This is a genomic window from Streptomyces sp. NPDC006510 (genome assembly GCF_040611955.1).
Classification (GTDB): domain Bacteria; phylum Actinomycetota; class Actinomycetes; order Streptomycetales; family Streptomycetaceae; genus Streptomyces.
On sequence record NZ_JBEXPH010000234.1, the window covers coordinates 1 to 11,531 of the forward strand.

At 66.5% G+C, this 11,531-nt stretch carries 10 protein-coding genes and 2 pseudogenes; 7 read left to right on the top strand and 5 right to left on the bottom strand.

Features of this window, described 5'->3' with window-relative positions; genetic code table 11:
• Nucleotides 1-603: 603 nt before the first annotated feature.
• The 3 genes from ABZY11_RS38685 to ABZY11_RS38695 form a co-directional block, all read right to left on the bottom strand.
• Nucleotides 604-1,272 carry a DNA-3-methyladenine glycosylase gene (locus tag ABZY11_RS38685; protein WP_356483659.1) on the bottom strand — a complete coding sequence of 223 codons (669 nt, stop codon included), beginning with the start codon at nucleotides 1,270-1,272 and terminating at the stop codon, nucleotides 604-606.
• 43 nt (nucleotides 1,273-1,315) lie between these two features.
• The gene (locus ABZY11_RS38690; protein ID WP_356483668.1) at nucleotides 1,316-1,546 is read right to left on the bottom strand and encodes a hypothetical protein; all 231 of its coding nucleotides are present in this window, start codon (nucleotides 1,544-1,546) and stop codon (nucleotides 1,316-1,318) included.
• A 209-nt stretch (nucleotides 1,547-1,755) separates the two neighbouring features.
• The gene (locus ABZY11_RS38695; protein ID WP_356483660.1) at nucleotides 1,756-1,944 is read right to left on the bottom strand and encodes a hypothetical protein; all 189 of its coding nucleotides are present in this window, start codon (nucleotides 1,942-1,944) and stop codon (nucleotides 1,756-1,758) included.
• 459 nt (nucleotides 1,945-2,403) lie between these two features.
• Here ABZY11_RS38695 and ABZY11_RS38700 point away from each other — a divergent pair, with 459 nt between their 5' ends.
• The 3 genes and pseudogenes from ABZY11_RS38700 to ABZY11_RS38710 form a co-directional block, all read left to right on the top strand.
• The gene (locus ABZY11_RS38700; protein ID WP_356483661.1) at nucleotides 2,404-2,814 is read left to right on the top strand and encodes a hypothetical protein; all 411 of its coding nucleotides are present in this window, start codon (nucleotides 2,404-2,406) and stop codon (nucleotides 2,812-2,814) included.
• A 55-nt stretch (nucleotides 2,815-2,869) separates the two neighbouring features.
• Entirely contained in the window at nucleotides 2,870-3,259 is a 390-nt protein-coding gene (locus ABZY11_RS38705) for a hypothetical protein (protein ID WP_356483662.1), read from the top strand.
• 109 nt (nucleotides 3,260-3,368) lie between these two features.
• Nucleotides 3,369-3,467, top strand: a pseudogene (locus tag ABZY11_RS38710) (SAM-dependent methyltransferase); the annotation flags it as partial.
• A gap of 51 nt (nucleotides 3,468-3,518) precedes the next feature.
• On the opposite strand, the gene ABZY11_RS38715 reads toward ABZY11_RS38710, so the two are convergent.
• Nucleotides 3,519-3,776: a hypothetical protein gene (locus ABZY11_RS38715; RefSeq protein WP_356483663.1), complete on the bottom strand. Its 258-nt coding sequence runs from the start codon at nucleotides 3,774-3,776 to the stop codon at nucleotides 3,519-3,521.
• A gap of 136 nt (nucleotides 3,777-3,912) precedes the next feature.
• On the opposite strand from ABZY11_RS38715, the gene ABZY11_RS38720 reads away from it, so the two are divergent.
• The 4 genes and pseudogenes from ABZY11_RS38720 to ABZY11_RS38735 all read left to right on the top strand — a co-directional run bounded on the left by ABZY11_RS38720 (nucleotide 3,913) and on the right by ABZY11_RS38735 (nucleotide 10,445).
• Entirely contained in the window at nucleotides 3,913-4,632 is a 720-nt protein-coding gene (locus ABZY11_RS38720; RefSeq protein ID WP_356483664.1) for an IS6 family transposase, read from the top strand.
• A gap of 79 nt (nucleotides 4,633-4,711) precedes the next feature.
• Nucleotides 4,712-4,939: pseudogene (locus ABZY11_RS38725) on the top strand (transposase); the annotation flags it as partial.
• Between the two features lie 314 nt (nucleotides 4,940-5,253).
• Nucleotides 5,254-9,804 carry a hypothetical protein gene (locus ABZY11_RS38730; RefSeq protein ID WP_356483665.1) on the top strand — a complete coding sequence of 1,517 codons (4,551 nt, stop codon included), beginning with the start codon at nucleotides 5,254-5,256 and terminating at the stop codon, nucleotides 9,802-9,804.
• A gap of 8 nt (nucleotides 9,805-9,812) precedes the next feature.
• The gene (locus ABZY11_RS38735; protein ID WP_356483666.1) at nucleotides 9,813-10,445 is read left to right on the top strand and encodes a hypothetical protein; all 633 of its coding nucleotides are present in this window, start codon (nucleotides 9,813-9,815) and stop codon (nucleotides 10,443-10,445) included.
• Nucleotides 10,446-10,455: 10 nt separating this feature from the next.
• Here the strand turns inward: ABZY11_RS38735 and ABZY11_RS38740 are convergent, their stop codons facing one another.
• Nucleotides 10,456-10,587 (bottom strand): hypothetical protein, encoded by a 132-nt coding sequence (locus tag ABZY11_RS38740; protein ID WP_356483667.1) that lies wholly within the window; start codon nucleotides 10,585-10,587, stop codon nucleotides 10,456-10,458.
• Nucleotides 10,588-11,531 lie beyond the last annotated feature (944 nt).

The window sequence follows — 11,531 nt, forward strand, 5'->3', positions numbered from 1 at the left end:
TGTACCGCTTCGTGTACTTGCTTCCCACCTGGTGCTACTTCCTCTGGAACCTCATGTCCCAGTCTCCAGGTGTCCACGATCAAGGGGAAGGTTCACTTTGACTGGCCGTTCTGCATCCGCTCACGTGGGATACGGCCAACCAGTTCAGATCGTCGACTGACGAAACCGTCAAACAATCCGACACGCTCATGGTGTGAGCCCAGTACTCCAGTCGCACTTCGTGATCTGACGGGTGGTCGGGGCGTCAGTTCAGGCGAGGGCAGCGAGGCGTTGCTTGTCGTGGTGCCAGCGGGCGCGGGCTTGGTGGCGGCGTCGCCAGGTGGACCATTGCAGGTGGAAGGCCATGCGGCGGGCAGCGAGGGCGGGGCGGCCGCGCTGGGGCAATGTGGCGGGGATGGCGGCCGGCCCGCCAGTATCGGGTCCGGGCGGCCCTCGCCCTGAGTCGCCGGACCGGCGGGGCGCCTGGCCCGGCTACGGTGGGCAGGTCCAGCAAGCCGTGACTCGGGTACCAAGAGGGACGGCTTGCCGGCTGAGGATGTGGGCTCTGACTGTGCGCGCTCCGGGCCTGGTGGGCGCCAGCGCGCGTGGGCGTGTTCGGGTGTGTCAGGCGCGGGAGTCTGGGGTGGCATCCGCCCCGCCGCCCCGTTTCCGCTTGGGGGCGTGGGCCCGGTAGGGGCTGACGCTGGGGTCGCTGTCGATCCAGAAGCGCCAGGGGGTGGTCGCGCCCGCGCCGGAGACGCCGGTGCGGGGGCCGGTGCGTATCAGCGCCGGGTCGGGGGGTGTGCCGGTCAGAACGCTGAACGTCGTGCCGTCCCCGCAGGCATCGGCGCCGTTGAAGGCCCGGTCGACACCGACGGCCACGGTCAACCTGGCCGGGCCCTGGGCGAGTTCGCGGTCCCTGCGGGCGGTGGGGCGGCGCTTGCGGGCGAGTTCGACGCCGTCCAGGATCTCGCCCGCGCGCAGCAGCACGGCCGAGGAGTGGCCGTCCTGACCGGTCACGAGGTTCATGCAGAAATGCATGCCGTAGGTGAAGTACACGTAGACGTGCCCGGGCGGCCCGAACATGGCCTCGTTGCGCGGGGTGCGGCCCCGGTAGGCGTGCGAGCCGGGGTCGTCCCGGCCGTTGTACGCCTCGACTTCGGTAAGGCGCAGGGAGACTGGGCCCTCCGGCAACGTGCAGATCAGGACGCGCCCCAGCAGGTCGGGGGCGACCTCCGTGACATGGCGGTCGAAGAATTCACGGCCGAGTGGCTGGTTCGTTTGTTCGGGCACGCGGCAGAGTGTAATCAGCAGCGGGGCCCCGCTGGCAACGCCGTTACTGGCACGGGGGCGTCGGATAGTGACGGTTCGAGCGCATGAACGAAATCGACGATGATGTCATGCTCACGCCGCGCCGTGCCGCTTCCTGGGCCAGGCATTCGAGTTGGTGGTTGGCACCGTCCACGAGCACGTTCCAGTGGCGCAGGCGTTCGGGGTCGCGGCGCTCGGCCTGGTCGAACAGGGTGGTGACCATGGTGGCGGTGCAGTGCTCGAGCGAGGCGTCCATGTGCCGGTTCTTCGCGGGGTCGTGTCCCGTGGAGTGGTGTAGGGAACGCCCGCACCGCCGCCCATGAGAACACACCGTCGTAGCTACACCGACCGTGGCATACGGAGCGCGCCCACCACTACCCCCGAACAGTCGACGCCGGCACGCCCCGGATGCCCGGCCCCGCGTGGCGGACACCCCCGGGGCGTACCGTGCGGGGAACCTGGTGGTCAGCGGGCCAGCACCGCCACTTCCCAGCCGCCGAACCCGACCACCAGACGGCCGTCGGGAGTGACGGCCAGCGCGGTCATCCCTTCGGGAAACTCCAGCTCCGGCCCGGTCTGCTGGCCGGTGGCCAGGTCCCACACCTGCACCGTCCTGTCCCCACTGTCGGCGACGGCGAGCGGGCTGCCATCCACCACGGCACCGTAAGAGCGTTGTGGCAGTGCCCCCGTTTGGGGGTGGGGCTGCCTGTGGGAAGGGATCGTGCCCGCTCGCGCTGCTGCGGGAGGTCGGTAAAACTACGTAATTTACCGCGTAATTGTGTTGTGGGGAGGGTCTGAGGTGGGTGCTTGGATGTAGGAATGTCTTCGGCAGCTGGCCGGTTACCAACCAGGTCCTACTATAAGATCGCTGCTACATCACTCGGCGGGACGCCATCCTTCACGACCGGTCCCTTCTTCCGCTCGGCGCGTTCGGGTGCGTCGCGAGGCAGGATGTCGGCGCCGGTGCGGGGTGCAGGAGCGGCACCATAGCAGGCGGCGACGCAGGCCACTGGCCTGACCGCGCCTTTTGCGGAAACGCGCAGCCCGCCACAATAACATTCCTACGACGGCGAACGACGCATCGATTGGTTACGGGCAATGAGACAAGTCGACATGGGCGACCTCGATTACGACGACAACTGCCTCGCTTACATAGGCGATGAACCGGAACCCTTTTCCGGCCTTGCGTACTCCACCCAAGGCAATGCTTTTCGTGATGCCGAGATAACGTATGTGAACGGCCTACGACACGGGCCCTGCCGAGAATGGTACGGCCCCGGCCGCCTGGCCCTCGATGAAGTATATTTCGACGACGCGCTGCACGGGTCTGCTCGCCATTGGCATAAAAACGGACAGCTGGAGGAAGAGGGCGAGTATGAGTATGGCGTTACCCTGTGGGAGAAGAGCTGGGATGAAAATGGAAACCTGCTAAAAGATTATACAATGCCCGAGGACAGCTCCGACCGAAAATTCCTTCAGGGCGTGCGCGAACGTCGTGCACAAGCTGCGCGCTTCGCGACCTGACGGGGTGACGGTTGTTCTGGGGGTGCCGGGGCATGGGTGAGGCCGCCTGTTGATCATGAGTCGGGAATCGCTCGGCGTCGGGCCCGACTTCCCGGGCGTCGCCCCGAACCCGCTCCTGAGCAGTGATGCACGGAAGCGCAATGCGGATCTGCGTACGGGGGCGCTTGCGCTCGGCGTTCTCGTCGACTGGCGGGAGGTCAGCAGCGGCGGCAGTCCACGCGTGGTCCTGATGTTCGACGTGGAGACCGCTGGCGGCAGATCGTTCCGCGGTATCGCAGACGAAGACCTCACGATCACCGAGCTCACCCGACTCGCCCCAGGACAGACGTTGCCCGTGCGCTACCGGCCGGCCGTCGTGGACCACTACGTCGCCCTTGCCCGGGACGCGGACCCCGCCCACGTGCAGCAGCTCTCTGACGAGATCGCGAGCCGCAAGCGGACCTGACCCGAAGCCATTGGCCGGATCCCTAGGGCGTGTCTGGCAAAGGTTGAGCATTCTGGCTGGAACTCTGGTCCCGTGTCGCGTTTTCAGTTGCTCTCGGATGCCCAGTGGTCTGGCCGGTGCCGGCCTCGTCACAGTGGCTCGGTTGCTCCACGACCCAGCGCCCGAGCGGGGCTTCCTCGACACCCACTTGCTGGCCCGCCGCCCGTAGAGCGTGGCCTGGGTCAGGGTGGTGTAGATCATTCGCGTGGATGAAGCTCGTCTAACTTGAAGGTCCTCTTGCCGTACTGATTCGTGTCGCGATCTGGCTGAAGTGGGGCATGTCTAGATCGATCACTTGGCGTTGACGGACTTGCTCTGTATCGAGCTGGATGAGCTTCTCCTCTGCGCTGGCGAGGCTGACTTGGAGTCCTTCGATCTCACCGAGCCATCCCTCCTGTTCTGCTTCGGTGATTCGGGCGATCAGGTTGTCGCGGATCTCGACGAGGCGGTGTCTCTGATCCGGGTCCGGTCGGAGCATGGAGCATCGAATACACGCGTGTTCGTGGATGCAGGGCGTTCCGAATGCGCGAGCGCAGATTCCGATGGACGGCACTGTCACGTTGACTGACCGGGTGGGATGATCTTCTGGTTGGTCGTGCTGGGCGGGGTCGTCCGTGGACAGCGCGCCGCCGTCGTACAAGGGGCACCGGTACCCGGTGGAGATCATCGCGCACTGCGTGTGGCTGTACTTCCGCTTCCCGCTGTCGTTCCGCGAGGTCGAGGAGCTGATGCTCGAGCGCGGCGTGCTCGTGTCCCACGAGACGGTCCGCCGCTGGTGTACGAAGTTCGGGCAGGACTACGCCAACGGCCTGCGCCGCCGGCGTGTGCAGCCGGGCGACAAGTGGCACCTGGACGAGGTCTTCGTGAAGATCAACGGTGAGCTGAAGTACCTGTGGCGGGCCGTCGACGCCGATGGCAACGTGCTCGACATTTTGGTCCAGGGCCGAAGGGACAAGGCCGCGGCCAGGCGGTTCTTCCGCAAACTGCTCAAGAAGACCTGCTCGGTGCCGAGGGTGGTCGTCACCGACAAGCTCCGCTCCTACGGCGCGGCCCACCGCGAGATCATGCCCTCCGTAGAACACCGCGCCCACAAGGGCCTGAACAACCGGGCGGAGAACTCCCACCAGCCCACCCGGCAGCGCGAACGCGCGATGAAGGGCTTCCGCTCCGTCGGCGGAGCCCAGCGATTCCTGGCCGCGTTCAGCGGTATCTCGCCGCACTTCCGACCACGCCGCCATCTGATGACCGCCACCGAATACCACACCGAGATGACCACCCGCTTCGCCATCTGGGACGAGATCACCGGCGCCACCGCCCTGCCCACCGCAGCGTAAGCCATGCCCCCACCCGACCCCTACACACCCTGACGCGCCCTCAATCGATCAACACCACACCAACGTGACAACGCCCCTCCGGTGGCTCCGCAGCCGGAACCTCATCGCACGGATCGCCCGCCCCGGCATCGAGTCCGGCGAGCGGCTCGGCCGGCACCGTTGGAAGATCGAGCGGTCGATCTCCTGGCTCTTCGGCTACCGCCGCCTCACCGTCCAGTACGAACGAAAAGGCAGCCACTTCCTCGCGTTCCTCGGCCTCGCCGCAGCTCTCACCTGCTACAAGAGACTCGCAAAACTCACCACGTGAGACACCCTCTTACACACGTCGCAGGGCGATGGTGGTGCAGGTTCTTCACGGTCTTCCCTCACAGGCGCCCGTCCCTGCACTTTTCAATGCCCGAACGTTCATTCCCGGACTCTCCGTTGCCTCGCACTGTGGGGGAGCACACGGCCGGATGAATAGGCGACGGGGGTGATGCGGTGAAAGCCGGTCAGGAGAAGTCTCCCGACAGCGACCAACCGCATCAGTCAACACCTGCCGCATCTGTTCAGCACAGTTCTTCGGCTTCGGGCCGCACGTCTGCCCCCGCACCACAGATTCGCGGACTGAGTCGGCAGAGCATGCAGCGCCTGCAGGGCGTGGCGGGTAACAGGGCTGTCTCCCGTCTGGTCGCGCAGCGGTACACGGCCCCGGTGAAGCCGTCCCCCGCCCAGGCCCCCGGCTTCCGCAAGGTCAAGGCGGACGTGGCGGCCAAGAAGGTCCGCCTGGCCGCGCACACTCCCGCCGCCGCCGAGTCGAAGTCCGCGCAGGACGCGGCGGTCGCGCCGCCGGACGACAAGGAGGCGCAGGGCAAGGCGGCGAACGCGGAGAAGATGAACGCGGCGAAGCCGGGTGAGTTCAACAAGCAGGCGTTCGTCGACGCGGTGAACAAGGCGATCGACGCGCAGGCCCCGAAGAACCTCGACCAGGCCGACAAGTTCTCCAAGTCCGGCAAGGCCGACCAGATCAAGGACGAGGTCGACGGCAAGGTCAAGGACGGCAAGGACTCCTCCGCCAAGGACATCGACACGGCCACCAAGGCCCCGCCGGACACCTCGGCGGCCAAGGACAAACCCGTCACCCCGATGACCCCCGACCAGCCCCCCGCCAACCCCGGCGCCCCGTCCGCCGCCGACGCGGTCCCGGACAAGCAGCCGGCCGCGGTCACGGACTTCTCCGAGGGCCCGGCCGCCAACGACCAGGCGATGGCGGACGCCGAGGTCACCGAGGACCAGCTGGCCAAGGGCAACGAGCCCGAGTTCGATCAGGCCCTGTCCACGAAGAAGACAGCGGAAGACGACTCCGCGAAGGCCCCCGCCAAGGGCAGGGCTGCCGAGGCACAGCAGCTGAGCACCGCGAAGGCGGGAGCGGCGGCCTCCGGGACGCAGGCAATGAACGCGTTGACCGAGACCAGGACCTCGGCTGGCAAACAGGTGGACGGCGGCAAGGGCGAGACGAAGTCCAAGGACGAGAAGAAGCGCGCCGAGGTAACGGCCAAGCTCCAGAAGGTCTACGACGGCACGAAGAAGGACGTCGAGGAGACCCTGTCCGGGCTCGACAAGAAGGTCGACGCCGCGTTCATCTCGGGTGAGAAGGCGGCCCGGGACGCGTTCACCGCGGACCACAAGCGCCGCATGAAGAAGTACAAGGACAAGCGCTACTCAGGCATGTTCGGCGGTGCGAAGTGGGCCAAGGACAAGCTGATGGGCATGCCGAAGGAGGCCAACGACCTCTTCCAGGAAGCCCGCAAGCTCTATGTGGCGCAGATGCAGACCGTCATCTCGTCCGTCGCCGACATCATCGGCACCGAACTGGGCAAGGCCAAGGCCCGCATAGCCAAGGGCCGCGCGGAGCTGAAGGCCGAGGTCGACAGACTCCCCGCAGATCTGCGCGAGTTCGGCCAGGAGGCCGCCACCGACTTCGCGGGGAAGTTCGACGACCTGGAAGCCACGGTGAACGAGAAGTCCGAGCAGCTCGTCCAGGATCTCGCGCAGAAGTACACCGCCGCGCTGAACAAGGTCGACGAGGAGATCAAGAAGCTCCAGGAAGCCAACAAGGGCCTGGTCGACAAGGCGAAGGACGCGATCGTCGGCGTCATCAAGACGATCAACGAGCTGAAGAACCTCCTCCTCGGCATCCTCGCCAAGGCCGCCTCCGCCATCATGAAGATCATCAAGGATCCCATCGGGTTCCTCGGCAACCTCGTCAAGGCGGTCGGCGCCGGCCTCAACCTCTTCGTCACCAACATCGCCACCCACCTCAAGACCGGCGTCGTCTCCTGGCTGCTGGGAACGGCGGTCAAGGCCGGCCTGGAACTCCCCCAGAAGTTCGACCTCAAGGGCATCATCCAGCTCATCGCCTCCCTCCTCGGCCTGACCTGGGACAACATCCGCGCCCGCATCACCCGCAAGGGCATCCCCGACCAGGCCATGACCGCCGTCGAAACCTCAGTCCCCGTCGCGAAGAAACTCGCCACCGAGGGCCCCGCAGGCGCCGTCAAGGAAATCACCGAGGAAGCAGGCGACCTCAAGGCCACTATCCTCGAAAAACTCACCAGCTACCTGATCCCCACCGTCATCATCGCCGGGATCACCTGGATCATCTCCCTCCTCAACCCCGCCTCCGCGTTCGTCCGCGCGGTCAAGGGAATCATCGACATCGTCACGTTCATCGTGAACCAGGGCGCCCAGATCGTGGAGTTCGTCAACGCCGTCCTGGACGCCGTCATCGCCATCGCCAACGGCGGTTCGGCGGGCGTCCCGAAGATGGTCGAAGCGGCACTCGCGGCCAGTGTGCCGTTGTTGATCGGATTTCTCGCCTCGCTCCTCGGCATCGGCAGCCTAGCCAACAAGGTCAAATCCGTCTTCCATGCCGTCGCCAGACCTGTCAATCGGGCCATCGACAAAATCGTGGGCTTCATCGCCAAGAAAGGCAAAGCCCTCTGGGAAAAACTCAAGGGCAAGGACGGCAAGGAGGCCGATCCCTTGGACGTGCGTGTCATCGCCCGGCAGGCCGCACAGCGCGGCTGGACCGTCGCCCGGCAGCGAACCGATACGCAGCTCGTCGGCCGCGCCGAGCTCGAATCGGCCCTGGCCAAGACCGGAGCGGCCCGCGGCGGCGTACAGGTGCAGGTCGTAGTCGCCGAGGCAGGCACCCACTGGACGGTCCGGGCCACGGCCAGCAAGGGTGCCAAGAAGGCCACCGCCGAGGAGGGGAAGGGCTGGATCGCGAAGGGCGAGAACGGCGCCTCTTGGTACGCCGCGAAGGACCACAGCGCCTTCAACCGCGCCGTGATCGCGGAGTCGTTCGACGCGCTGCGCGGCACCGCCGAGCCTGAGGACGGCGACCTGCGCACCGCGTACGCCAGGAAGGTCGCCGCGGCCAAGAACATCACCGTGACCCAGCAGGGGCGCCTCGACGGCCGTGCCCGCGGCCTCAAGCTCACCATCGGCATGGAGCCGTTCACTGGGGTGGCCCGGGACAACCAGATCGCGACCACCGTCAAGATCGCGCCGAACACCACCCAGCAGCAGGGCCAGGTGCCGGCGGCCGGCGAGGTCTTCCCGTACAAGATCGGCCCGCTTCAAGGCGCGGCCCAGTTGAAGACCACTCTGGTCGGGACCGTGAACGAGCAGCTGCAGCCCTTCCCCGCCGGTGGCTTCGAAGTGAAGGACGACTTCACCGGCTTTGCCGTCAACCTTCTCGCCACGCCCGACAAAGCCAAGAGCGATCTGGCGACCCGCTACCTGGACCAGGCCTGGGCCGGTGACCCGGAACTGCAGGCCGTGGCGGCGCACCGGACGGCAGTCATCGCGGGCGTCAACGCCTTCGAAAAGCTGGACACCGAGGCCACCGCCACGGCCGGCAAGGAGGTAGCAAGCGCCGTCTCGGGTGTGGCGGAGCGCGACAACATGCTGATGGCGGTCTTCGGCTTCCTCTGGGAGCCGCGGTGGTTCCCCAAGTCCGGTGGCAAGGCGGTGCCGCTGAGCAAAGTGCGCAAGGCGTACGCGGAGCTGAGTGACGAGGGCGACCGCACGAAGGCGAAGGACGAGGAGTCGGCGATGCTGCAGAGTAGGTCGCTTCCGTACGGCGCCCTGCGGGAACAGGTGCTCCGCTCGACGTACACCAAGCAGGCGGTGGACATTCTGTCCACCCGAAACCATCGGGTGCACGTCTTCAGTCAGGATCCGGACGGCGGGCTGACCACCGTCGGCGAGGACCCGATGGGTGTCCTCGCGAAGTACACGAGGGTTCTCGCGGACATGGAGCGGCACCCCATGCTGACCATCGGCGGGTACTCCTTCAAGGGCGTCAGCTGGGCCGAGGAAGCGGATCCCCGGAGGGGACAGCTGACAGTCCTGGGCAACGAGATCGACCGGGCGATCCGGGCGGCCGTAGCGAAGGTCCTGCCGCGGATGATCTATCCGACTGAGCCGAACATGCTCATCAAGGCATGGACCCACGACAAGAGCGAACAACGGGGCATCTTCCAGGACCCGGCGATGATGGGAGGCAAGAAGCCCTTCTGGGGCAAGAAGGACGCCGAGGGCTGGGCGATCCGTGATCGGCTGGCGAGGGGATACCGCGGCGACGAAAGGGATTTCGTGGCCTACGTCCCTGAGGCCGTGACGACGACGGACCCTCTCATCCAAGACCCCTCTCGGGGGTTCGGCATCGGTGCCCCCGAGGTGCTGGACGCCGTCCGGCCCAGGCGGCGGAAACCTGATCCCGCCGACGCGTTGCTGGGGCAGTCGCAGACCTATGCGCAAGCGAAGCGGCTCGCCATGGAGATGTCCAAGTCCGAAACGCCCGCGTCCTACGAGGCCCGGCGGGCAATCTTGGCCACCCAGGGCCTGACGGCCAAGGTCTACTCCGAGGTGGAAAGTGTCGTACGGATGATGGCACGCAATCCGGAGGCGCTCGGTACCAAGGAGCTCCGGCTTCGCTTGGAGGCGATCGACGCAAAGGTCGAGCAGGTGCTCGACGGCGAGAGGGAGCGCGAGGATCTGGTGAAGAAGGCCGGGGAGGTCACCAAGGAAATCGTCCGCGCGCTCACCTCCGCCGAACTCGTGGAGACCTGGGCACAGATCAAGGATTGCTTGGACGAGATCCTCCAACCTGCCGAAGGGTGAACCGACAAGTGAGTCCGACGACGCCGCGCGAGGGATACGCCGCGATGGCCGCCCGCGCACAAGCCCTCTACGACCAGGGACGGAGCGCCCGCGAGGCGCTGGCCGAGTGCTACGGGGTGGAGCTACCTGACGAGATCTTCGCCATCGCCGACACAGAGTTCGACCCCGAGCTGCCCGACTACTTTCCGGTCAACCAGCCGTGGCGGCTCATCACCGGCCCTGGCCGGGGCCCGGTCCCGCCGGCCCCTCGCACGTCGGAGCGGTACGAGAAGGCTGTCGCCGACTTGGACCCCGACCTGCTCCCCCTTGTCCGCCTTGGCGAGGAGGAGACGAAGCACGGCGACTCTATGCTGTGCTACCGCCTGTCCGACCTCGCCCAGGGCGCCGCCACGGTCTACGGCATTGAGGGCGCGGTCTGGACGGTGCTGGAGGCGCTGCCCGCCGAGGTTCCGCGCTACGGCGACTCGCTGCTGGACGTCCTGGCCGAGTACTACGCCGACTTCTACGCCCAGATGGAGGAGCGCTACTACGGGCCCGGGCACGCGGTGTCGGACGAGATGCTCGACGAGGCCCGTGACATCGTGGAGGCCATCGATCGCCTCAAGCGCGACCTCACTTCCGGCCTCGGCGGACAACCCTGAGGCGCCGCCCTCAGCCCGGCTCGACCAGGCCGAACTCGGTGACCGACGGCGCCTTCTTCGTCCAGGAGGCCTCCAGCCGGTCCCGGGAAGCGTTCCAGGAGAGGTGGCCCCAGGAGGCGTTGCTGATCCAGCAGATCGGCACGCCCGAGTCCTGGCTGACGCGCCAGTCGGCACGAACGAGAAGATCTGGTTCACAGATACGGGATTGCCGAGTTTGTCGGAGCAGCCCGTCCAGTCCAGTGACAAATCTGGGAGGCTGGGGCGCGGCCTTCCCCCAGCTGCGGTGCAGCGCGACGCCCGCTCCCTACCCCCATCAGGACCCCGTCGCCACCATGAGGACGACGTCCTCATGCGCGAGGCATTCAGCTACGGCGTCGGCATCGATGACCCTGCTCGCTGGTGTAGATAGAGCCGCAGCGCTGGCACTCTTGCAGCCCATCGATCACATCTGGGCAATGGAAGCAGAAGTCGATGAGTGTCTCCGGAGCGGCAGCTGTCGAGGCTCCTCGAACCAGGCTGCTCATGGTGCAGACGGGGCACCGGTCCGGGGCGTCACCGTCGTACGAGGCATCAGGTATGGCGCGGTTGAGAACGCGGACGGCATAGCCCAGGGCCAGGCCCAGAGCGCCATAGCCCTGGACACAGAGGTGGCAGTACATGGTGGAGAACCTTGCGTCCGACTGGCACCACCCCGGCACGCCCCTAATGAGTGTCGGAGTGAGGGCGAACTGCAGGCACTGCGGGCACCGGAGGGTGCGCGCTCTGACGGGCCCCAGGACCGGAGCGAGGTCCTTCACGCGCTCTGCCACGTAGCCCTGGATCGTGCGGACCCCTCCGCGGATCCGGTCCATGTCGATCTCCGCGTGGTGCCGTTCTTCCTCATCTGTGATGTGCTCCAGAATGTGCTCATCGACGAAACTGGCGTTGTCACGTTGGTGTGGTGTTGATCGATTGAGGGCGCGTCAGGGTGTGTAGGGGTCGGGTGGGGGCCTGGCTTACGCTGCGGCGGGCAGGGCGGTGGCGCCGGTGATCTCGTCCCAGATGGCGAAGCGGGTGGTCATCTCGGTGTGGTATTCGGTGGCGGTC

Coding starts and splice junctions, on each gene's coding strand:
- ABZY11_RS38690 (WP_356483668.1), bottom strand. CDS start 1,546: ATGGACGCCTCGCTCGAGCACTGCACCGCCACCATGGTCACCACCCTG.
- ABZY11_RS38700 (WP_356483661.1), top strand. CDS start 2,404: ATGGGCGACCTCGATTACGACGACAACTGCCTCGCTTACATAGGCGAT.
- ABZY11_RS38730 (WP_356483665.1), top strand. CDS start 5,254: ATGCAGCGCCTGCAGGGCGTGGCGGGTAACAGGGCTGTCTCCCGTCTG.
- ABZY11_RS38715 (WP_356483663.1), bottom strand. CDS start 3,776: ATGCTCCGACCGGACCCGGATCAGAGACACCGCCTCGTCGAGATCCGC.
- ABZY11_RS38705 (WP_356483662.1), top strand. CDS start 2,870: ATGAGTCGGGAATCGCTCGGCGTCGGGCCCGACTTCCCGGGCGTCGCC.